The organism is Corynebacterium sp. HMSC076G08 (assembly GCF_001811515.1).
Classification (GTDB): domain Bacteria; phylum Actinomycetota; class Actinomycetes; order Mycobacteriales; family Mycobacteriaceae; genus Corynebacterium; species Corynebacterium hiratae.
In genome coordinates, this window is the sequence record NZ_KV805079.1 from 45,547 (window position 1) to 66,657 (window position 21,111).

General features: G+C 62.5%; 20 protein-coding genes. 13 read left to right on the top strand and 7 right to left on the bottom strand.

The window, feature by feature from the left end; translation table 11 throughout:
• Positions 1-63 precede the first annotated feature (63 nt).
• The 4 genes from HMPREF2806_RS10230 to HMPREF2806_RS10245 all read left to right on the top strand — a co-directional run bounded on the left by HMPREF2806_RS10230 (position 64) and on the right by HMPREF2806_RS10245 (position 2,766).
• On the top strand, positions 64-528 hold the full coding sequence (locus HMPREF2806_RS10230) for an SdpI family protein (protein ID WP_070517670.1): 465 nt from the start codon (positions 64-66) through the stop codon (positions 526-528).
• A 511-nt stretch (positions 529-1,039) separates the two neighbouring features.
• Positions 1,040-1,411 (top strand): Rieske (2Fe-2S) protein, encoded by a 372-nt coding sequence (locus HMPREF2806_RS10235; RefSeq protein WP_049155608.1) that lies wholly within the window; start codon positions 1,040-1,042, stop codon positions 1,409-1,411.
• Positions 1,412-1,491: 80 nt separating this feature from the next.
• On the top strand, positions 1,492-2,451 hold the full coding sequence (locus HMPREF2806_RS10240) for a bile acid:sodium symporter family protein (RefSeq protein ID WP_070517643.1): 960 nt from the start codon (positions 1,492-1,494) through the stop codon (positions 2,449-2,451).
• A gap of 6 nt (positions 2,452-2,457) precedes the next feature.
• Positions 2,458-2,766, top strand: a complete 309-nt coding sequence (locus HMPREF2806_RS10245) for a hypothetical protein (protein ID WP_049155610.1) — start codon at positions 2,458-2,460, stop codon at positions 2,764-2,766.
• Positions 2,767-2,776: 10 nt separating this feature from the next.
• Here HMPREF2806_RS10245 and HMPREF2806_RS10250 read toward each other — a convergent pair whose 3' ends face one another.
• Genes HMPREF2806_RS10250 through HMPREF2806_RS10265 form a run of 4 tightly spaced genes read right to left on the bottom strand, consistent with a single transcriptional unit; the run spans position 2,777 to position 5,881 of the window.
• Entirely contained in the window at positions 2,777-3,109 is a 333-nt protein-coding gene (locus HMPREF2806_RS10250) for a branched-chain amino acid transporter permease (protein ID WP_070517644.1), read from the bottom strand.
• Entirely contained in the window at positions 3,094-3,810 is a 717-nt protein-coding gene (locus HMPREF2806_RS10255) for an AzlC family ABC transporter permease (protein ID WP_070517645.1), read from the bottom strand. Before HMPREF2806_RS10255 ends, HMPREF2806_RS10250 begins: the two co-directional genes overlap by 16 nt.
• 35 nt (positions 3,811-3,845) lie before the next feature.
• Positions 3,846-4,445: a YqgE/AlgH family protein gene (locus HMPREF2806_RS10260; RefSeq protein WP_070512915.1), complete on the bottom strand. Its 600-nt coding sequence runs from the start codon at positions 4,443-4,445 to the stop codon at positions 3,846-3,848.
• Positions 4,446-4,447: 2 nt separating this feature from the next.
• Complete coding sequence (locus tag HMPREF2806_RS10265) at positions 4,448-5,881, bottom strand: CCA tRNA nucleotidyltransferase (protein ID WP_070517646.1); 1,434 nt, start codon at positions 5,879-5,881, stop codon at positions 4,448-4,450.
• A 28-nt stretch (positions 5,882-5,909) separates the two neighbouring features.
• On the opposite strand from HMPREF2806_RS10265, the gene HMPREF2806_RS10270 reads away from it, so the two are divergent.
• From HMPREF2806_RS10270 to HMPREF2806_RS10310, 9 genes are all read left to right on the top strand, one after another.
• Entirely contained in the window at positions 5,910-6,512 is a 603-nt protein-coding gene (locus HMPREF2806_RS10270) for an NUDIX hydrolase (RefSeq protein ID WP_046648718.1), read from the top strand.
• Positions 6,509-8,650: a hypothetical protein gene (locus tag HMPREF2806_RS10275; protein ID WP_070517647.1), complete on the top strand. Its 2,142-nt coding sequence runs from the start codon at positions 6,509-6,511 to the stop codon at positions 8,648-8,650. The genes HMPREF2806_RS10270 and HMPREF2806_RS10275 overlap by 4 nt, the downstream gene beginning before the upstream one ends.
• An 8-nt stretch (positions 8,651-8,658) precedes the next feature.
• Positions 8,659-11,901: a murein biosynthesis integral membrane protein MurJ gene (gene murJ / locus HMPREF2806_RS10280; protein ID WP_070517648.1), complete on the top strand. Its 3,243-nt coding sequence runs from the start codon at positions 8,659-8,661 to the stop codon at positions 11,899-11,901.
• Between the two features lie 211 nt (positions 11,902-12,112).
• A complete protein-coding gene (locus tag HMPREF2806_RS10285; RefSeq protein WP_070512907.1) occupies positions 12,113-12,646 on the top strand; it encodes a YceI family protein in 534 nt (177 codons plus the stop codon).
• A gap of 186 nt (positions 12,647-12,832) precedes the next feature.
• Positions 12,833-15,343, top strand: coding sequence for an aminopeptidase N (gene pepN, locus HMPREF2806_RS10290; RefSeq protein WP_070512904.1), 2,511 nt, complete (start codon positions 12,833-12,835; stop codon positions 15,341-15,343).
• Between the two features lie 105 nt (positions 15,344-15,448).
• Complete coding sequence (locus HMPREF2806_RS10295; protein ID WP_198531340.1) at positions 15,449-16,024, top strand: RNA polymerase sigma factor; 576 nt, start codon at positions 15,449-15,451, stop codon at positions 16,022-16,024.
• Between the two features lie 54 nt (positions 16,025-16,078).
• Positions 16,079-17,005: a thioredoxin-disulfide reductase gene (gene trxB, locus HMPREF2806_RS10300; protein WP_049155640.1), complete on the top strand. Its 927-nt coding sequence runs from the start codon at positions 16,079-16,081 to the stop codon at positions 17,003-17,005.
• 7 nt (positions 17,006-17,012) lie between these two features.
• Positions 17,013-17,336: a thioredoxin gene (trxA, locus tag HMPREF2806_RS10305; RefSeq protein WP_046648711.1), complete on the top strand. Its 324-nt coding sequence runs from the start codon at positions 17,013-17,015 to the stop codon at positions 17,334-17,336.
• A gap of 65 nt (positions 17,337-17,401) precedes the next feature.
• A complete protein-coding gene (locus HMPREF2806_RS10310; protein ID WP_070512899.1) occupies positions 17,402-18,586 on the top strand; it encodes an N-acetylmuramoyl-L-alanine amidase in 1,185 nt (394 codons plus the stop codon).
• Positions 18,587-18,610: 24 nt separating this feature from the next.
• Here the strand turns inward: HMPREF2806_RS10310 and HMPREF2806_RS10315 are convergent, their stop codons facing one another.
• The 3 genes from HMPREF2806_RS10315 to HMPREF2806_RS10325 are packed head-to-tail and all read right to left on the bottom strand — an operon-like array spanning position 18,611 to position 21,103.
• Complete coding sequence (locus HMPREF2806_RS10315; RefSeq protein ID WP_070512896.1) at positions 18,611-19,186, bottom strand: hypothetical protein; 576 nt, start codon at positions 19,184-19,186, stop codon at positions 18,611-18,613.
• Positions 19,187-19,192: 6 nt separating this feature from the next.
• Positions 19,193-20,248 (bottom strand): ParB/RepB/Spo0J family partition protein, encoded by a 1,056-nt coding sequence (locus tag HMPREF2806_RS10320; protein ID WP_070512894.1) that lies wholly within the window; start codon positions 20,246-20,248, stop codon positions 19,193-19,195.
• Between the two features lie 6 nt (positions 20,249-20,254).
• Complete coding sequence (locus HMPREF2806_RS10325; protein WP_070512889.1) at positions 20,255-21,103, bottom strand: ParA family protein; 849 nt, start codon at positions 21,101-21,103, stop codon at positions 20,255-20,257.
• Positions 21,104-21,111: the final 8 nt, after the last annotated feature.

The following is a 21,111-nucleotide window of genomic DNA, read 5'->3' on the forward strand; positions in this document are numbered from 1 at the left end:
AGCAGCATGCGAATAAATTGAACTGACTTTCTCCCTAACTACGGGGCGGGATAGACTATGGGCATGCTCGTAGTCGGAATCATCTTCCTCATCGTGGCCGCCATCTTTATCGTCGTCGGCGGCCTAGCCTCGCTCCGGAAGCTCCCGGGTAATAGCGTCGTCGGTTTGCGCCTCGCGGAGATCCGCAAGACTAAGGAAGCTTGGGATAATGCCCACGCCGTTGCAGGACCGTTCTGGTTCCTCGCCGGCGTCGCTTTAGTGTTTGGCGGAATCATCGCGCTGCGGGCCGAGGGTTGGATGTGGTTGATCCCAGCACTCACGTTCGTCGTAGCTGTTCTCGCACTCTCGGTCGGTTCCAATATGGGCGCCCGCGCGGCGTATCTCTGGGATCAAGCCCACAAAGAGGATGAGGGTTGCGGTGAATCCTGCAACTGTGGCGACGGTGGGTGCGGGGGAGAGGCACCGACTGTCGACGTCTCCGCGGCCCGTGCTGCCGCAAAACGTGCCGATAACAGCAATCCTCGCTAGCAATCAATAACGTACAGTGACGTTATTATAGTGACATCTTGATTGCTCGCGTTTCGTCACTAACATTATTATTCCAAAGGCCATTCCAATGGTGGGCGATACTCACCATTGGAATGGCCCTTTGTGTGCAGACCCCAGTCTGAAAGATGACTGGGAACTCGACGCCAACTTCGTGGGAAGCCGGCATCGTCTCGTGACAACCTTTAACCTACGGCGCACTATGGATGGCATGAAGAAAAGCGTTAACACCCGAGCAATCCGAATCATCGCCGCAGCCGCACTCAGCATTAGCGTTCTGGGCGCTGGGGCAACCTATGCCTTCACGAATGATTCACGGGGCGGACGACACGTAGCTTCGCCAGGGACCATCTATAGCGATGTCGGTACATCGTACGGATCCTACGATTTCAGCGGCAGTAGGGAAGAAGAGTTACCTGTGTGGGATGGCAAACTCAGTTAAGAACGCTATACCTCACACTATGGAACACGCCGATCAGATAGAGTAAGCACCATGACTACGTGTTCCCGCCGCCTCTTCCTCCTCGGTACTGCCACCACCTTCGCTGGTGCCTATCTCGCCGCCTGCGGCAAAGAACCTACCGCCGAAATAGCCGCGACGGATATACCCGTTGGATCAGCCATCATCGTGGACAAAGTGATCTTTGCTCAACCCACGGAAGGGGAGTTCAAAGCTTACTCCCAAACCTGCCCGCACCAGGGATCCCTCATTACAAAAATCGAGGGCATGACCGCCACCTGCACCAGCCACTATTCCAGCTTTGACCTCGGCACCGGCGAAGTGACCGGCGGTCCCAGCGCCAAACCGCTCACGGAGTACGGCGTGGAGAATGACGGGGGAACGGTACGCAACGTCACCGCCTAACGCACGGTCGAAGCTTCGGGCCGCTTCGCTCAAACCGATGTTTCACGTGAAACGGTGGGGGTGCGTCTACACTCTGTTATATGCTTGAGCGCCTCAAAAGACTCGATCCCCTCATTGTCCTCATCCTCTGCGCCGTTGCGGTCGCCATCGTTCTTCCCGCGCGAGGCAGCTTTGCGGATACCTTCGACGTCCTCACGAACATCGCAATTGCCGTCCTCTTCTTTCTCTACGGAGCCCGGCTGTCGACGCGCGAGGCAATCAACGGCGTCAAGCATTGGAAACTCCATCTGACCATTTTGGTCTTTACCTTCGTGGTGTATCCGATCATCGGTCTCGCACTCCGTCCACTCACGGCTTTCATCCCAACCGATCTATACCTGGGCATTCTTTACCTCACCCTAGTTCCATCAACGGTCCAGTCATCGGTAGCCTTCACGTCCATCGCGCGCGGCAACGTTCCTGGAGCGATCGTCTCCGCATCAGTGTCTAACCTCGCCGGCGTTGTCCTCACACCGTTACTCGTCATGACCCTCATGGGGGCCGGCGACGGCATCCACATCGATAGCTCCGTCTTCCTCGAGATTTCCGTGCTTCTGCTTCTGCCTTTCATGCTCGGCCAACTCACCAGAAAATGGGTAGGAAAAGTCGCAGCCAGCAAAGCCACCAAAGTGGTGGATCGCGGCTCCATCGCGATGGTGGTGTATGCCGCCTTTTCGAAGGGAATGGTGGACGGGATATGGGCGTCAATTAGCGTCTGGCAGATTCTGTTCCAGATTGTGTTCTCAACTGCATTCGTCTTCTTCATGCTCTGGCTGACCAAAGTGGTGAGCAGAAAGCTGGGCTTCGACAGGGAGGACACCATCGCCATCCAGTTCTGCGGTTCGAAAAAGTCCCTCGCCACGGGTCTGCCCATGGCCTCGGTGATCTTCGCCTCTGGTGGCACGTCTTTGGGGCTCCTTATCCTCCCGCTCATGATCTACCACCAGGTGCAATTGATGATCTGCGCGTCTATGGCGGCTCGCTATTCGCGGGTAGAGTGAGACCACATGAAAAAGCTTTACGTTCGCACCACCATGACTGTCCCGGAGGTCGGCACCGCCATCCACATCGCGGAACTCGAGGAAATCAGCAACGAGGCTTGCTCCATGTTGCGTATGATTGCCCTCGCGCCGAATGACGCCATCGTCGGCGCCGCAACGCCGACCGCCTCGGTGGGTGACGCCAACATCCCACAGCAAGTGGTGCCGCACCCTGACACCTACGACACGTTCCCCGACATCGACGCCGAGCTTATCGACGCCTTCCAGTTCCACTCCCTGTGGACCGAGGCCATCGCGCTATTCGGCGACTTTTAGAGCACCCGCGCTACAGTACGAGATTCACCAGCACCATGTAGAAGGCCGTCCCGCCGAAGATGGAAAGACCGGAATTGCGGCGCCAAAGGTGCAACGCGGCGGTCACAGCGGCGGCTACGAAGGGAGCAACAATGCTTCCCGTATCGCGGGCTTGACCGAATAAGGTATAGACCACCAGAACTGTCATCACGCCGACCGGCATGGTGAACCCGAGCATGCTGATGAACTGGCTACCCTTCAGGGCCTTCACGAAGGCGAAGGGAAGCCAACGCAGCACGACGGTCACAATCCCGACGGGGATCAGCACGGCGAAGATGCTGGCTAGGGTTACTCCGGCTGGCATGACGCCTCCCTCCGCAGAATCAGTGCGCTATCGACGCGAGGGGAGAGGTAGCGCACCACGAGCAACACAAAGTAGGCGGACAGCGCCACCATAAGAAGCTGACCAGGAAACAAGAAGCCCGCGAGAATCCCGAGCACCGCGGCAGACAGCGGAAGCGAGTAGTCCTTGTTGTTCTGGAAGGAATCGATGGCAAGGACGATGAACAGCGCGACGAGGGCGAACTCCAGTCCCTTCACAGAGGGCGGGATTGCCTGACCGGCCACCGCGCCAATGATGCCGGAACCGACCCACAGCACTTGGCAGTAAAACTGCACCGTGAAGACGAAGGCGCCGCTTGGGCGAGAGTCTCGGGGAAAGGCGGAGAGGACGGCATAGGATTCGTCGGTAAGCGCGTAGGTGGAATAGGCGCGGCCGAGGGGACTAGAAATCTGATCACGCGGGAAGGTCAATCCATAAAAAATGTGGCGGAAATTGACCATGAAACCAGTGAGCGCAGCCACGGCGGGCGTCACGCCGCCGGTCACCATGGAAATAGCAAGAAACTCCATCGAGCCAGCGTAAATAACGATGGAAAAGATAGGGGTCCACCACCAGTCGAAGCCGGTCTGAACCATGAGCACGCCGAAGGCGAGGCCCAGCGGCACCACCCCCACGGCGATAGGGATGCAAGTCCGTATAGCCTTGATGATCTCCGCGCGCATGGCAGAGATGTTAGCGCAGGGAGAGGCGAAGAGCTCTAATTATCTTCATCGATGTAGCGCGGGAAGGTCGCAAACAGCGGCAAGGGCATGGCTTGGCGACGCATCACGTCCGACCACGTATCGGTCGAGCCTGAGGAGACCACGTCCTGGGGCAGGGCGGGGGCCACGTACCACTCGCCGCGGTCAATTTCCTCATCCAGCTCGCCCGGGCCCCACTCAAAGAAACCGGCGAAGAAACGCATGCCCTCCACCAGATCGGTGACGTCCTCCGGGCTCACGCGCAGATCGACGAGCGCCACGCGCGGGGCGAGGCGATTCAGCGAAGGCTCTTTCTCAATGTCCACGCCCTGGCGGGTCAGCGCCACACCGATGGCCGCTTGCTGGTTGTGCGGGCCGCCGATGTAGAGGGCCTGCGGCTTGGCCGCTACGGGTACCCACTCCGGCATGACGTTGAAGAGGGCGACCTCGGAGCGGTTGGTTAGATCCACGCCATACGTACGCCCGGCGTGCTGCTCCGTGATCAGAATGACGGAACGGTTGTAGTGGGGCGTGAGAGTGTCGGGCGCCGCCACAAGGAGCTGGCCAGGGGCGGGATCGTTGCGCTCGAGGGCGTTGAAAAGTCTGTCTGCGTACATCCCTATCTAGAATTCCACCACTCGCGCAGCTTCGCAATAGCAACCTCGCGCTCCAGCGGGCCTTCTTCCAGGCGCAGCTCCTTGAGATAAGACCAGGCCTTGCCTACCTCGGGGCCGGGCTCAAGGCCGAGGATCTCCATGATCTCATTGCCGTCGAGGTCGGGACGTACGCGAGCGAGATCCTCCTTGGCGGCGATATCCGCGATGCGCTCCTCCAACTGATCGTAGGTGCGCTGCAGGCGGCGGGCCTTGCGTTCGTTGCGGGTGGTGCAGTCAGCGCGAACGAGCTTGTGCAGGCGCGGAAGGAGATCGCCGGCATCGGTGACGTAGCGGCGCACAGCGGAATCGGTCCACTGGCCATCCCCGAATCCATGAAAGCGCATGTGGAGGTAGACCAGCTGGCCGATGTCCTCGGTCGTGGCCTTGGGGAACTTCAACTTGCGCAGGCGCTTACGGGTGAGCTTCGCGCCCACCACCTCGTGGTGGTGGAAGCTCACCTTGCCGTCGGTGGTATCGCGGGTATCCGGCTTGCCAATGTCATGGAGCAGGGCGGCCCACCGAAGAATGAGATCGGGACCGTCTTCCTCCTGCTCCATGGCTTGGCGCAGTACGGTCAGCGAGTGCGCGTACACGTCCTTGTGCTGCGCGTGCTCGTCGGGAGCCATGCGCAACGCCGGGATCTCCGGAAAAACATAATCAGCAATCCCGGAGTCAACGAGCAGGTCAATACCCTTCCACGGCGCGACACCGCAGATGAGCTTGTTGAGCTCCACCTGCACGCGCTCCACGGTGATGCGCTGGATTTCGCCCGCCATGTTGGTCATGGCATCGCGCACGCGCTGGGCGACGTCAAACTCCAACTGCGCCGCAAAACGCGCAGCACGGAGCATGCGGAGAGGATCATCGTGGAAGGAAATCTCCGGCGCATCCGGGGTATCGAGGATGCGATTCGCCAAGTCCTCGAGACCGCCCATCGGATCGTGGAATTCGCGGGTGCCGTCGGGCCGCAGCTCGATGGCCATGGCGTTGACCTTGAAATCGCGGCGCACGAGATCGCCCTCGAGGGTATCGCCGTACATGACCTCGGGGTTGCGGGACTGCCCGTCATAGCTATCTGAGCGGAACGTAGTGATCTCGATCTGCTGGCCCTTATAGGCCGCCGAGACCGTGCCGAAGTCAATGCCGGTATCCCACACCGTCTCCGCCCACTCCTCAAGAATGGAATAGACCACGTCGGGCCGGGCCGGAGTGGTGAAGTCGAGGTCGTTGCCCAGGCGGCCGAGCAGCGCGTCGCGGACGGAGCCGCCGACGAGGTAGAGGGGGGCGTCGTGAAGCGCAAAGCGTTCCACCAGGCCGCTTAAGAGGCCACTGAGCCGGGCGACGGTGGCGTCCGCGCGGGCGAGAACGCCGATTAGCTGAGTGTCCTGAAAATTCACGGATCGAAGTCTACTACGATTAGCAGGGATGACTAAGAACACGCCAGGGTCCAAGCGCCGCCGCCGGCGGGGCGCGGGCCACCGGAACCACCGCACGGGACGCCCCCAGCGCACGTCCACCAACCGCATGACCACGCGGGATGAGACGTCCGCGGGCGGACTCGTCGTGTCCGGATTGGCGGAGGCCGTCGACGAGGACGGCAACGTAGACCTCTCACAGATCTATGTGGCGCTCATCGGCAGGTTGGACCGCCGCGGGCGCCTGCTGTGGTCCATGCCGAAGGGACATGTGGAAAACGGCGAGGCTAAGGAGCTGACCGCCGAGCGCGAGGTCTGGGAGGAGACCGGCATCCACGGCGAGGTCTTCGCGGACCTGGGCATGATTGATTATTGGTTCGTCTCCGATGGCGTGCGCATTCACAAGACCGTGCACCATCACCTGCTGCGTTTTGTCGATGGCATCATGAACGACGAGGACCCGGAGGTCACGGAGGTGTCCTGGATCCCGGTCTCCGAGCTCATCGAGCACCTGGCCTATGCCGACGAGCGCAAGCTGGCGCGCATCGCCCACGACCTTCTTCCGGATCTCGCGCGAAAGGAAGCTGCCGAAGGAAAGGCGACCCCGCGGTGAGCTGGCGCGCAGCGGCGGCCATCGCGGCCTTGGCGGTGGGCTGCACCGTCCCCGTGGCCCAGGCGGAAACCCTCGATACTGGGATCACCGACTCCCACTACTGGCTCGGCTCCCGCGGACCTGATGAGCTGGAGCTGAGCCTGCTCAGCGCGAGCGAGGCGCGGGTAGGGGAGACGCTGGAGCTGCAGCTGCGCATCCACAACCCAACCGAGAGCGCCGTTGATGATCTTCAGATCACCTCCCGCCGCAGCACTGCCGTGACCTCCACTACGCAGGCCCGCCAAGAGCTGGCCGCAGGATCCTTTCCTTATTATGGGGCCTCGCTCGGCGCAGGGACGCTCCAACCGGGGGAGAGCCGCGACGTCACCGTCAAGGTGCCCACCGCTCTGGGGGAGGACTCGACCCTGGCCATCACGGAGCCCGGCGCGTACCCGCTCCTGTTTACCTTGACCGGCACCCGCGACGGCCAAGCGGCCAGTTTCGCGGAGGAGCGGACGATCCTGGATTTCCAAGGAGAAGAGCCGGATGCCGAAGAGGAGGGCGAGCATTCCTTTTCCCTGGTCTATCCCATCACCGCCCAAGTGGACGTGGTTCCAGGTGATACCGGCGGCGAGGAGCTCATCTTAGAAAGCGAGCAGCTGGCAGAGCAGCTCTCGCCGGGCGGGCGCCTCGATCAGCTGCTCGATGCCTACCTGAAGCATGATCTGCACGGCTCCGGCTGCGTGGCCTTGGACCCCGCGCTTGTCGACGCCGCCGACCGCATGTCCGCCGGCTACACCGTCAACGAGACCCGCCCATCTATCGCCAAACGCCCCACCCGCCTGCGCGACTCCTGGTTCACCCAGTCCGATTCCGATCGCGGTGAACCGGGCGCGGGTGCCCAAGACGCCGCCGCGTGGCTAGAGAAGCTCAAGAAGGTGGACTGCCGCATGCTCATGCCATGGGCCAACGCGGATACCGACGCTGTGGCCAAAGTGGGCAATGAGTGGCTCACGCACGAGGCCTTCGAGCAGGGCGCGGCGACCGTCGAGCGCGTTCTCGATGCACCGCTCAGCACCAAGCTGACCGCGCCGGCTTCCGGAACGAGCGAACATGCAGTACCCGTCCCGCTGTTGGTGGCCGATAATTCCGAGTGGGCGGGTGAGGCCGCCACCTTTGATGCCTCCCTCGGCGCGCTGTTGGCCCAGACCGGTTCGAAGCCGCAGACCACCGGGTACTCCAACCCGGAGCTGCGCTATGACTTTTCCATGGATTCCGAGCAGGCGCGGGCGCTGACGGCGGGAGCGTCGATAAGCGTGGCGTCTGCGCAAGAGGAGACCGTGGCCAAGCTGCCGAATTACCAAGACCCTGCCGCCGCGCGCGCGGTGATGGAGACCGCGCAGAGGCTCCTCGATTCTGGGCGCCTGCAGCCGCGCCCCGTCACCGCGCTAGACGTGGGGGAGGGCAGCGGTACTCCCGGCAGCCCCTACCCGGATCCCGCGGCCTTTCACGACGCCGAAATCACGCAGGTGACACAGCAAGCGCGCTATACCGACGAACTGATGTCCATCATGGTCAACGATCCGGGCATCGCCATGACGCGCTACGACTTCACGGCACCCCTGCGCCGCGATCTGCTCACGGCGCTGAGCGCTACCGACCGCTCCAGCCTGCATGGCTTTACGCCCTCGGTGAAGCAGAGCCGCACGCGGCTGGAGAAGAACGCGGATATGCTGCGTGAGCTCCGCGCCTCCGTCTCCCTCATCCCGCCGGGCAACGTCTACACCCGTGTTTCGGAGTCATCGCCGCTGCTCATCGTGGCGGAGAATGGCCTACCGCTGCCTGTCGACGCCCACCTAGCCTACGACGCCCCCGAGGGCGCCACCTTGAACACGCAGGACTTGATTCACATTCCGGCCAAGGGATCCATTACCGTGTCCATGACCGCTGACCTGCCCAGCAACGCTGACCAGATGTCGCTGCGCCTGTGGCTAGCAACACCATCTGAGCACCTCATTTCGGATCCCATCGATATTACGGTGCAGACGCGTGCCGGTATCGTTAGCGTCTATGGAGTCGGCGCAATCGCCGCGCTCGCCCTCGTCCTTGCCGCACTGTTCCGGCTGGGTAAGAGGAAGAAAAAGAAGTCTCACGGATAGTTTTCTCAATGACACATGAACCTAAGTCCGGTGCCCGTCGACGCATTATCACGCCCTCGCCGCCGGCACCGGTCCCGGAAAAGCGCGCGCCGAGCGGCGTCGTTGCTGTCGATGACGAACTCGAGGACCGTTCGGGGCTGAAAGGCTCGGCCGCCTCCGCCCCGAGTGAGTCCCCCGGCGAAGAGAACTCCGACCGCGCCGTTGTGCGCGCCACCGGTTCGATGGCCATCGCGACGATGATCTCCCGCATCACGGGTTTCATCCGCAACGTGCTCATTGGCTCTTCGCTGGGCCCGGCCATTTCTTCCGCTTTCACCACTGCGAACCAGCTGCCCAACCTCATCACGGAGATCGTGCTGGGCGCGGTGCTCACCTCGCTCGTCGTGCCCGTGCTCGTGCGCGCGGAGAAGGAAGACTCCGACCGCGGCGAGGCCTTCGTCCGCCGCCTCTTCACGCTGGCCTTCTCCCTGCTGGCGACGATCACGGTGCTCTCCTGCATCTTTGCCCCGCAGCTCACGCGCATGATGTTGCCGGAGGACGGCAAGGTCAACGCCGTGCAGGCCACCTCCTTTGCCTATTTGCTGCTGCCGCAGATCTTCTTCTACGGGCTCTTCGCGCTCTTCCAAGCGGTGCTCAACACCAAGAACATCTTCGGGCCGGGTGCGTGGGCGCCGGTGGTCAATAACATCATCTCGATCTCGGTGCTCGTGGCCTATCAGCTGGTGCCGGGCAGCCTACATCCCAATGCGCCCTCGCCGATCACGGACGGGCACGTGCTGCTCTTGGCGCTCGGCACCACGGCGGGCGTGGTGGTGCAATGCCTCATCTTGTTCCCGTACCTCAAGAAGGCAGGCATCAACCTCAAGCCGCTCTGGGGCCTAGATGACCGGCTCAAACAGTTCGGTGGCATGGCGTTGGCCATTGTGGCCTACGTAGCCATTTCCCAGCTGGGCTATGTCATCACCTCCCGCGTGGCGGCGCATGCCGATAAAGGCGCGCCCTTTACCTACCAACAGGCCTGGCTGCTTCTGCAGGTGCCCTACGGCGTCATTGGTGTCACCCTGCTGACCGCGATTATGCCGCGACTGTCCCGCAACGCCGCGGACGGTGACGTCAAGGCCGTGGTTCGGGATCTCACGCTCGGCACGAAGCTGACGTTTATCGCGCTGATCCCCATCGTCATCTTCATGACGGGCTTCGGCATCCCGATTGCCCGCGGCCTCTTCCAGTACGGCGCCTTCGACGCGGATGCGGCCGAGTTGCTCGGCCTCACGCTGAGCTTCTCCGCTTTTACCCTGATCCCCTATGCCTTGGTGCTGCTACACCTGCGCGTGTTCTACGCGCGTGAGGAAGCGTGGACCCCCACCTTCATCATCGCCGGCATCACGCTGACCAAGGTGGTGCTTTCCTTGCTGGCCCCGCACGTGGCGGACTCCCCGGAGCGCGTGGTCATCCTGCTGGGTACGGCCAACGGCTTCGGCTTCGTGGCTGGCGCAGTCATCGGCGGCTTCCTGCTCAAGCGCAAGCTGGGCAGCCTTGGCGGCCGCGCGGTCATCGCCACCACCGTGTGGTCGGTGCTGGCCTCCATCGTGGGCCTGGTCGTTGCTTACGCCTTCAACTACGGCATCAACTTCGTGCTCCCGGCCGAGGTTCCGCCGTTTGTGTACCTACTCAAGCTGGCCGTCGTGGGCCTGGTCTTCGTGATCGTGACCGGCATCGTGCTCTCGCGTTCGGGCCTACCGGAAGTCATCAACCTTGGCCGCCAGCTGCAGCGCATCCCCGGCATGTCCCGCATCATCAAGATCGAGCATGCCGAGGCCATCGAGGTCGAAGCCCCGGAGCAGCTGGAGTTCCAGCCCATCTTCAGCGTGGATGCCTTCAACTCCTCGCCGGTACCACCGCCGATGTCCGCCGGTATCGTCCGCGGTCCACGCCTGGTGCCGGGCGCCCCGGTCTCCGATGGCCGCTTCCGTCTCCTCAAGGACTACGGCTCTGCCGCGGGTACCCGCTTCTGGAAGGCCCGCGAGCAGGCCACCGGACGCCTGGTATCGCTGACCTTCGTGGACACCACGGGCGAGGCACCCATGGCTCCGGCCACCCCGGCCGTGGCCGCCCGCCGCTCCGCAGAGGTCTCCCGCGCCACGCGCCGCCTGGCGGAAATGGAGCTGGATGCCGTGGCGGAGAACACCGATATCCTGTCCTACCGCCAGGGCTGCCTCGTCGTGGCGGACTGGGTCGAGGGCACCTCGTTGAAGACGGTGTCGGAAGACAAGGACCTCGATCCGCGCGCCGTGGCCCACGCCTTGGTACCGCTGGTGCGCACCACGGCCGCCGCCCACGCGGCGAACCTCGTGCTGGGTATTGAGAACCGCAACCGCATCCGCATTTCCACCGAGGGCGTTGCCACGCTGGCCTTCCCCGCGGTACTGCACAGCAACGATGAGGAGACGGACCGCTCGGCGCTGGCCTCCGCCATCTCGCTCCTCGTGGAGTCCACCAAGCCCACCCCGGAGGTGCTGCAGGAGATTGCTGCCGATGCCGAAGAGGGCGAGGACTCCGATCTCGAGGACATCGCTCACCGCCTGGCGGCCTTCGCCGGCGATGGCGAAGAGGGCGAGGAAACCCTCCAGGTTCCAGTGGAGGAAACCCCGCGCAAGGAGGACCCGAGCCCCGCACCGGGCTTCGGCGGCCGCGGCTACTCAGGCTCCGGCACCATCGTGCTGGGCGTTCTTGCCACCCTCTTCGTCGTGGCGATGGCCGCGCTGAGCGTCTGGATCCTCTCCCAGGTGGGTAACGAAAAGACTTCCCCGGTGGTGACCAAGAGCGAAGCCTCGACGGAGGCCACGTTCCCCAACGTCCCGCCGGTCTTGTTCAAGGACGTCAAGAGCACGTCCGTTCCGGAGGGCAAGGAGGTCACGGGCGAATGGACCACGAAGGAAGCAGAATCCGGACTTCTGCTCAGCATTGACAAGCCCACGCAGCTGCACGTGCTACCGCTGGAACAGAAGGATTCCATCGGCGCGAAGTACGTGGTCTACGGGGTGGATACCAAGGATTTCGATCCCACGGATCCGGAATCCGGCACGCTCACCGAACTCGCGCACGGCACCCTGACCAGCGCACGCCAGGACATCGAGCTGAAGAAGAAGCCCGTGGCCTTCGACGGCGCCCTCATCCTCTTTACTGACATGCCCAAGTCCGGTTCCGTCACGCTGGAGGAGGCCACCCTGGTGGGCATCCCCACCAACTAACGCACCTCCTCACGCATTTCCCCAGACCTCGATCCCGCAACTCCCTGCTCGCTGACTCAGATGTGCAACGCGCTTGACGACGCCCACCTGCAGGTTTCGGGTTGCAGGTCTGGGGCTTTGTAGTTCTTGCGCTCTCTTCCCTTGACAGATAAGGGGAGGGGCGTATAATTGTTGTTGTCACGTCAACAAACTAGAGAACTGAGGAACCCCCATGACTATCACTGCAGGAACGTACGCACTGGACCCGGCACACACCACCATCGGCTTTGTCGCCCGCCACGCCATGATCACCAAGGTGCGCGGCAATTTCAACGAGTTCGACGGCACCCTGACCGTAGGGGAGAACATTGCTGACTCCGCCGCCACCGCCACGGTGAAGACCGCGTCCATCGACACCAAGAGCGCTGACCGCGATGCCCACGTGAAGGGCGAGGACTTCTTCGACGTTGAGAAGTTCCCAGAGATGACCTTCACCGCGACTAAGTTCGACGTTAACGAGGCAGGCGAGGGCACCGTCACCGGTGACCTCACCATCAAGGGCACCACCAAGTCTGTCGACTTCAAGGTAGACGAGGCCGGCGTCGCCGAGGATCCCTTCGGCAACACTCGCCTGGGCTTCGAGGCCAAGACCTCCATTAACCGCCTCGACTTCGGCATCGACTTCAACGCCCCGCTGAAGACCGGCGGCGTGCTGGTCTCCGAGGAGATCAAGATCGAGCTCGAGGTTTCTGCGATTAAGCAGTAAGCCATAAAGCGCGAAACCTCACCGTAGGAAGTAGTTCTAAGTTGTTGCCCGTAGTGCCCATTTCGGTACTGCGGGCAACAACTTTTTAACAACTAGAGGGACAACAATGGAGTAATAAACAACTCTGAAACAACTCCGGGCGGCTTACCTGTGATACGCACCGCAGTGACGTTTAAGATGTAGCGCATGACTACCGCAAACCTCACCCATGCTGAAGCTTCCGCCCGCAGCGCCGCGCTGCGCCTGAGCACCTACGAGTTGCACCTCGACGTCACGAGCGCACCAACCGACGCCGATTCCTACGAGGTCACCTCACGTATTACATTCACCACCACCGAACCCGAAACCTTCGTGGACTACCTGGGCAAGGCCGTGCACTCAGTGCGCGTCAACGGCGAGGAGGTGGAGAACACCTTCGACGGCGGACGGGTGTACCTGCGCAATCTTCCAGTGGGGGAGGAGCTCACCGTGGAGATCACCGGCTCCTCCTATTACTCCCGCACTGGCCAGGGCCTGCACCGCATGCACGACCAAGCCGATGACACCACGTACCTCTACTCGCACCTCGAGCCTTCCGATGCCCGCCGCATCTTCCCGTGCTTTGACCAGCCGGACCTCAAGGCCAGCTACGAGGTGCACCTCACCGGCCCGGAAGGCTGGCAGCTCTTAAGCAACCAGCCGGAGGTTGGCCGCGAGAAGACCGAGGGCAGGGAAGTAGCGCACTTCGCGCCGACGCCTCTGCTTTCGACGTATTTAACGGCGTTTGCGGCGGGGCCGTACGTCGAGAAGCACAGCACCTGGTCCGCACCCGATGGGTCCTTGGAAGTGGAGCTGCGCGCCTTTGCCCGCGCCTCCATGGTGGAGTACCTGGATGATGAGATCCTGCAGGTCACCGCGCAGGGCATGGACTTCTTCCACAGCAATTACGGCTACCCCTACCCGTGGGGCAAGTACGATTCCATCTTCGTGCCGGAGTACAACCTGGGTGCGATGGAGAACCCCGGCCTGGTGACCTTTACGGAGCATTACCTCTTCCGTTCCGCCGCCACCCGCGCGCAGCATGCCGGGCGCACGAACACCATCCTGCACGAGATGTCGCACATGTGGTTCGGAGACCTAGTCACCCCGCAGTGGTGGGATGACCTGTGGCTCAAGGAGTCCTTCGCGGAGTTCATGGGCGCGGATTCCTCGGTGCATGCCACCGACTACACCGAGGCATGGGTCAACTTCGCAGGCCAGCGCAAGAACTGGGCCTACCTGCAGGATCAGCTGCCCACCACGCACCCGATCAAGGCCGAGATCCCGGACGTGGATGCCGCGCGCCAGAACTTCGACGGCATTACTTATGCCAAGGGAGCGGCGGTGCTCAAGCAGCTGGTGCACTACGTGGGCCGCGAGAACTTCTACGCCGGCGCGCGCGACTACTTCCAGGAGCACGCCTTTGCTGCCGCAACCTTCGAGGACCTGCTCAAGGCGCTGAAGAAGCACACCGACCGCGACCTCGATGCCTGGTCCACCGCCTGGCTGCGCACGTGGGGCCCGGATACGCTGACCCCGGAACTGCACACGGACGGCGACAAGATTCACGAGCTCGCCATCGTGGTCGAGGCCGAAGACACCACGCGCCCGCACCGCCTCAACGTGACGCTATTCGATGACTCCCTGAACAAATACGCCACCCTTGACGTCGATCTGGAGGGCGAGCGCACCATCCTCGACGAGGCTTCTGGGCTTCAGGCGCCGGCGTTGCTGCTGCTGAACGACGGCGACCACACCTACGCCAAGGTCCGCTTCGACGAGACCTCCTTGGAGACCATTCGCACGCGCCTGTCTGACGTTCCGGATGAGCTCTCCCGCGCGGTCATCTGGACCTCCCTGTGGAACCTCACCCGCGATGGCGAGTGGCCGGTGCGCTCCTACCTCGACACCGTGCTGAAGCACGCTCCGGCGGAGTCCAACCCGACGCTTCTGACCACGGCCTTCGCCAACGCCGCCTATGCCATCAACCACTTTGTGGGCGAGGAGGCTCGCGAGGAGATTCGCGCCGACTACGCCGAGCGCCTCTGGGAGGTGCTACAGCAAGCACCGGCAGGCTCCGACGCACAGCTCACCGTCGCCCGCGCCGCCATCCAGGCACTTGCCGCCACCCCGGCGGAGTCCGGCACGCAGCGCCTGCGCGCGCTTTACGACGGCTCCCTCGACGGCCTCGCCCTCGACCCGGACATCCGCTGGGCCATCTTGCGCGCGCTGGCCGCCCGCGATGCCGTCAGCGCCGAGGAGCTCGAGGCGGAGAAGGAGCGCGATAACACGCTCACCGGTGCCGCCGCCTACCTGGGCGCCTCCCACGCCTTCCCGTCTGCCGAGCTCAAGCGCGAAGTCTTCGACCTCGTGCGCACGCCGGGTAAGTACTCCAACGCGGAGGTGGATTCCCTGCTCGCGGCGTTCAACGCGCCGCGCTCGGCCCACCTCACCGAGGCCTTTGCCCAGGAATACTTCGACTCGTTGTCTCAGCTGTGGGAGGAGCACCCCATCGAAATTGCCAACCGCCTCGTGCGCGGGCTCTACCCGGATCTCGCAATGGCCGACGCCGCCACCAGCGAGTTCCTGGCCACCGAGCGCCCACGTGCGCTGCGCCGCGTGCTGCTGGAATGCCAGGATGCGCTGCGTCGCGCGCAACGCGTCCGTGCCGCGCAATAAGCGCTTCGCGTAGCGGACAGAAGAATCTTCCCGTAAACTCGCAGACACATTAACGGGGGGACAATCACAAACCATCGGCTTCGGCTGGGGGCTGTGTTGACCCAAATGTCATTGCTCAAGTTTCCGGGGGGATTCTTAGTGTCAGCACAGCCGACCGATCGTGAACTCGTCGACGCCTTCATTGGCGGAGATACTAAGGCTTTTTCGGCAATCGTCGAGAAGCACCGCGCGCGCCTGACCGCCATGGCGCGGCGCTACACACGCAACGATGATGATGCGCAGGACATCGTGCAGGAGGCCCTGCTCAAGGCCAGCTGCAATATGGCCTCCTACCGACACGATGCCACCCTGAGTACGTGGCTGCACCGGCTGGTGATGAACTCCGGCTATGACTTCCTCAACCACCGATCGAACCGAGAGAACGCATCCCTGGATGCGGAGATCATTGAGGATGACCGCAACTATGCGCTCGCACACAACCCCAGCGAAAACCTGGCGGAACGCATCACGGTGGCCCAAGCGATGGAAACCTTGCGCGAGGACCAGCGCGAGGCGCTGTACCTCACCGACGTGGCTGGCTATCCCATCGATACCGTGGCCAAGGTGCAGGGGGTTGCGCCGGGCACGGTGAAGTCGCGCCGAGCCCGGGCTCGGCAAGTGTTGCGTGCGGCGATAAACTGAGGGCGAGTAGAATCTGAGTCTTACTTAAAAATTATCGTTTCAAGGGAGTTTTTAGTGACTATCCACGATGTCGCCATCGTCGGCTCCGGCCCCGCCGGCTACACCGCAGCGCTCTACGCAGCACGCGCCGAGCTCAATCCCATCGTCTTCGAGGGCTTTGAATACGGTGGCGAACTCATGAACACCACCGAGGTAGAGAACTACCCGGGCTTCCAGAAGGGAATCATGGGCCCTGAGCTCATGGAAGAGATGCGCGCCCAGGCCATCCGCTTCGGTGCCGACCTGCGCATGGAAGTCGTAGATTCCGTCGAGCTCGAAGGCGAGGTGAAGAAGCTGCACGTGGGCGACGAGGTTTATGAAGCCCGTGCTGTCATCCTCGCTACCGGTGCCGCTCCGCGCTACCTGGGTATTCCGGGCGAATCGGAGCTGACCGGCCGCGGCGTGTCCGCATGTGCCACCTGCGATGGCTTCTTCTTCAAGGACCACAACATCGCCGTCGTCGGCGGCGGCGATTCCGCCATGGAGGAGGCTACCTTCCTCACCAAGTTCGCCGAGACCGTCACCATTATTCACCGCTCGGAGAACTTCCGCGCCTCCAAGATCATGCTGGAGCGCGCCAAGGACAATCCAAAGATTAAGTGGCTGACCAACACCACCGTCGAGCGCGTCCTGGAGAAGGATGGCAAGGTCGGTGCCCTCGAGGTAAAAAACGTGCTGACCGGTGAGACCAGTGAACTCGACCTGACCGCCATGTTCGTGGCCATTGGCCACGATCCGCGCTCCGGCTTCCTTAACGGCCAGGTAGAGACCGATGAAGCTGGCTACGTGGTGGTAGAGCAGCCGTCCACCAAGACCTCGCTGCCAGGTGTCTTTGCCTGTGGTGACTTGGTGGATGACCACTACCAGCAGGCCATCACCGCTGCGGGCTCCGGCTGCCGCGCGGCCATTGATGCGGAACATTTCCTCGCCGAGAACCGTTAGTGATCACATGAGCAACATTAAAAACGTCACTACTGATTCCTTCCGCGCCGACGTCGTGGAGGCAGGCAAGCCCGTCGTCGTGGACTTCTGGGCCGAATGGTGTGGGCCGTGCAAGAAGCTGTCCCCGATCCTCGAGGAGGTCGCCGAGGAGCTCGGTGATGACGTCTCCGTGGTCAAGGTCAACGTGGATGAAGAGCGCACTTTGGGTGCCATGTTCCAGATCATGTCCATTCCCTCCGTCCTGATTTTCAAGAACGGCGAGAAGGTCGATGAGTTCGTTGGCCTGCGTTCTAAGGCCGACATCGTGGCACAGGTAAAGAAGCAGCTCTAACTGGTAGTCTTTAACTCGTTGACGGCGCACTAAGGTGCGCCTCCTTGATCACGAAAGGGGTAGGTGTGAACCGCGTTTTACGTGTAGGTGACCAGAGCGTTCGGGTCGCCGAAGCACGCGCAACCCTTGCCCGCCTCGGCCTGATGACTGACTACCAGGGGACCTTGTCCGACTGGAAGAAGCAGAAGTATTCCGAAGCCGATAAGTACTTTGATAACGAGCTGGCGCAAGTGCTCAAAGCCTTCCAGCAATCCCGCGGCATCGTGCCCAGCGGCGATATTGATGACCTTACTTTGCGTGAGCTGCGTCAGGCTTCCTACACCTTAGGCGCGCGGGTACTGGCTTATGAACCGGGCAACGTGCAGGTGGGAGATGATGTATCCCAGCTGCAGCAACAGCTCCAGGAACTCGGCTTCTACCAAGAACGCATCGATGGCCATTTTGGGGCCCGCACCTACGCGGCGCTGGCGGAATACCAACTGAACTCCGGCCTGCGCAGCGATGGCATTTGCGGCCCGGCCACCATCAACGCGCTCAATCTGCTGGGTCGGCGGATCACGGGCGGCTCGGCGCACAATATCCAAGAGCGCGAGCGCGTGCGCAACGCGGGGCCCAAGCTGGCGGGCAAGCGCGTGGTGATCGACCCCAGCCTCGGCGGCTTCAACAAGGGCCGCACGGTCAAGGGCCGCTATGGCGACATCACGGAAGAAGAGATCCTCTGGGATCTAGCCGAGCGCGTCGCCGGCCGCATGATTGCCGCCGGCATGGAGACCATCATCTCCCGCCCGCGTACCGATGATCCCTCCATCCACGATCGCGCCGACATCGCCAATGCCTTTGGCGCTGACTTGGTCATTTCACTCGCCTGCGATGAGTACCCCACGGAAAAAGCCAATGGCGTAGCCACCTTCTACTTCGGTTCTGAGTCCGGCAATTCCTCCCTCATTGGGGAGACGCTCTCCGGCTTCATCCAGCGCGAAATCGTTGCCCGTACCGAGCTGGGCAACTGCCGCAACCACGGCCGCACGTGGGCGCTGCTGCGCTTGACGCAGATGCCGGTGGTGCAGGTAGTTCTGGGTTACCTGACCAGCCCGAAGGACGTGGCGATTCTGACTAACCCAGAGTGCCGCGATGACATCGCCGAGGCCATCGTCGTCTCCGTCAAGCGCCTCTACCTCCTCGACGACGACACCGCCGTGACCGGCACGTACCGCTTCGACGAGCTCCTGCGCGCGGAGCGCTCTTCCTAACGGGCAGCTGGAACCATCCTGTATCTAGGCCAAGGCGCGGGCGAGGAGGTCCTCCACAGCGGCTGCGGTCAGCAGATCGAAGGCAGGGGGCAGCTCGAGGCGCAGACGCGGCGTGATGGGGTGATCGCGCACCACCATGAAGCCAGCTGACTCCAGTGTTTCTACCGGTAGTAAGCCAATACGGCCGGGCTTGCCCCGCAAAAGATCTTCGGCAGCGCGGGCATCGCGGAAGCCAAAGGCCTCAACGGCGCTGGCTTCGCGGGAAGTGAGGTGCATAATGGTGGCATCGAGAAGCACCGCCTCCAAGCCCTTCGCCGCGCGATGCGACTTCACGAACAGCGAGGACACCAGCACCGCGTCCTCCGAGACGGGGGAGGTGGGCAGCTTCGCGGCACCGGGGGCAAGATCGGGCGGGCAGAAGAACACTGTGGCCTCATCACCCACGGTAAAACCGCACTCGCCACAGCGCAGCAGCGTGGCGCTGATCCATGCTTCCTTCTCGAAGACAGGATCAGCGGCCGTGGTCTTCAACTCCCAAAAGATGGATCGGGCCGCCAAGGGGTTGATGGCAACACCTTCCTTGACGGCCTGAACAAGCATGGTGGACTAGCTGCTTTCCTTGCCCTCAATGAGGGCCAGAATGCGCTCGAAGTCTTCCTGGTCGCCGAATTCGACGACCATCTTGCCCTTGCGCTTGCCCATGGTGACGGTGACCTTGGTGTCAAAGCGATCGGCCAGACGTTCAGCGGAATCGGTAAAGAACTGCGGCTGCGGGGCGGCAGGCTTCTTGCTTGGCTCGGCCGGCTTGCCGTCGCGCTTGTATAGGGTGACGGCTTCCTCCGTGGCGCGCACGGACAGGCCCTCGGCCACGATGCGGTTCGCAATGAGCTCCATGGCCTCGGCATCCGGCAGACCCAGCAGCGCGCGGGCATGGCCACCGGACAAGGTGCCAGCGGCGACGCGCTTCTGCACGCTGACCGGCAGCTTGAGCAGGCGAATCATGTTGGTGACCTGCGGGCGGGAGCGGCCGATGCGATCAGCCAACTCGTTCTGGGTCACGCCGAATTCCTCCAGCAGCTGCTGGTAGGCGTGGGCCTCTTCCAGCGGGTTGAGCTGCACGCGGTGGATGTTCTCCAGAAGCGCATCCCGCAGCAGATCATCATCCTTGGTATCGCGCACAATGGCCGGGATGGTGGCCAGGCCCGCCTTGGAGGAGGCGCGCCAGCGGCGCTCACCCATGATGAGCTCGAAGCCGCCCTCCTCGGCGGGGCGCACAACGACCGGCTGCAGCAGGCCAAACTCCTTGATGGAGTGGACCAGCTCCGCCAACTCATCTTCGTCGAAGACAGAACGCGGCTGCTTCGGGTTGGGCATGATGTCCCCGACGGAGATCTCCCGGTACGTCGCACCAATCACCGAAGGTTTCGCCTGCCGCTTCTTCGAGCCAGTGGACTGCTGGATGGTCGGCGCACCCTGCACCCTTTTCGTGCCGCCATCCTTAGGAGTGCCGGCGGATGCGCCGAGGATAATGTCAGCCGCCGAATCCCCAAGACGCGGCTTGCGGGAGGGAGCACCCGGGCCAGACGGAATGAGAGCGGCCAGTCCCTTGCCTAGTCCGCCCTGGCGCTGCTCCGGCTTCTGGTCTGCCTTCTTATCTGCCACGATGTCCTATCCTTCCAATTCCGCGAAAATCTCTGGGCTCACGCCGATGGCACCCGTGGTGGGGTGTGGCGTGTAGTCCCCACGCTTATCCAGCTCGCGCGCGGCGGCGGAGTAGGCGCGGGCGCCTGTCGACGACGGGTCATAAGCGATAACCGTCTTACCATAGCCCGGCGCCTCCGAAACGCGCACAGAACGCGGGATGACATTACCCAAAACGACGGCGCCGAATTGCTCGCGCACCTCATTGGCCACCTGCTCAGCCAGCTTGGTGCGGGCATCGAACATGGTGAGCAGCACGCCGGAGATGTGAAGGTCTTCGTTGAGGTGCTCCCGGATCATGGAAATATTGCCCAGCAGCTGGCCAACGCCCTCCAGCGCGTAGTACTCGCACTGGATGGGGATGATGACTTCCTCCGCACACGTCATCGCATTGATGGTGAGCAGGCCCAAGGAGGGCGGGCAGTCGATGAAGACGTAGTCGAAACCGTGCTCCTCAAGAAAACCGTTGTGCAGGGCGTCATAGAGGCGGAACTCGCGGCGGACCAGAGAAACCATTTCAATCTCAGCGCCGGCCAGATCAATGGTGGCAGGGATGCAGTAGAGGTTCTCATCGTCGGGGCAGCGCTGCATTGCTTCGTCCGCGCTGCAGTCACCCAAAAGGACCTCATAGCTGGATTTGGTGCCGGAGGTATGCTCCGCGCCTACCGCGGTGGAGGCGTTGCCCTGCGGGTCCAAGTCGATCACCAAGACCTTCTTGCCGGCCTCAGCGAGCGCGGCGGCAAGGTTGACGGCGGAGGTGGTTTTACCCACGCCACCCTTCTGGTTCGCGATGGTGATAAGACGAGGATGAGTCATGCCGTCTA

Excerpts from the sequence above, each read along its gene's own strand:
- HMPREF2806_RS10230 (WP_070517670.1), top strand. The coding sequence starts at position 64 with ATGCTCGTAGTCGGAATCATCTTCCTCATCGTGGCCGCCATCTTTATC.
- HMPREF2806_RS10235 (WP_049155608.1), top strand. The coding sequence starts at position 1,040 with ATGACTACGTGTTCCCGCCGCCTCTTCCTCCTCGGTACTGCCACCACC.
- HMPREF2806_RS10240 (WP_070517643.1), top strand. The coding sequence starts at position 1,492 with ATGCTTGAGCGCCTCAAAAGACTCGATCCCCTCATTGTCCTCATCCTC.
- HMPREF2806_RS10245 (WP_049155610.1), top strand. The coding sequence starts at position 2,458 with ATGAAAAAGCTTTACGTTCGCACCACCATGACTGTCCCGGAGGTCGGC.
- HMPREF2806_RS10250 (WP_070517644.1), bottom strand. The coding sequence starts at position 3,109 with ATGCCAGCCGGAGTAACCCTAGCCAGCATCTTCGCCGTGCTGATCCCC.
- HMPREF2806_RS10255 (WP_070517645.1), bottom strand. The coding sequence starts at position 3,810 with ATGCGCGCGGAGATCATCAAGGCTATACGGACTTGCATCCCTATCGCC.
- HMPREF2806_RS10260 (WP_070512915.1), bottom strand. The coding sequence starts at position 4,445 with ATGTACGCAGACAGACTTTTCAACGCCCTCGAGCGCAACGATCCCGCC.
- HMPREF2806_RS10270 (WP_046648718.1), top strand. The coding sequence starts at position 5,910 with ATGACTAAGAACACGCCAGGGTCCAAGCGCCGCCGCCGGCGGGGCGCG.
- murJ (WP_070517648.1), top strand. The coding sequence starts at position 8,659 with ATGACACATGAACCTAAGTCCGGTGCCCGTCGACGCATTATCACGCCC.
- HMPREF2806_RS10285 (WP_070512907.1), top strand. The coding sequence starts at position 12,113 with ATGACTATCACTGCAGGAACGTACGCACTGGACCCGGCACACACCACC.
- pepN (WP_070512904.1), top strand. The coding sequence starts at position 12,833 with ATGACTACCGCAAACCTCACCCATGCTGAAGCTTCCGCCCGCAGCGCC.
- HMPREF2806_RS10295 (WP_198531340.1), top strand. The coding sequence starts at position 15,449 with ATGTCATTGCTCAAGTTTCCGGGGGGATTCTTAGTGTCAGCACAGCCG.
- trxA (WP_046648711.1), top strand. The coding sequence starts at position 17,013 with ATGAGCAACATTAAAAACGTCACTACTGATTCCTTCCGCGCCGACGTC.
- HMPREF2806_RS10315 (WP_070512896.1), bottom strand. The coding sequence starts at position 19,186 with ATGCTTGTTCAGGCCGTCAAGGAAGGTGTTGCCATCAACCCCTTGGCG.
- HMPREF2806_RS10325 (WP_070512889.1), bottom strand. The coding sequence starts at position 21,103 with ATGACTCATCCTCGTCTTATCACCATCGCGAACCAGAAGGGTGGCGTG.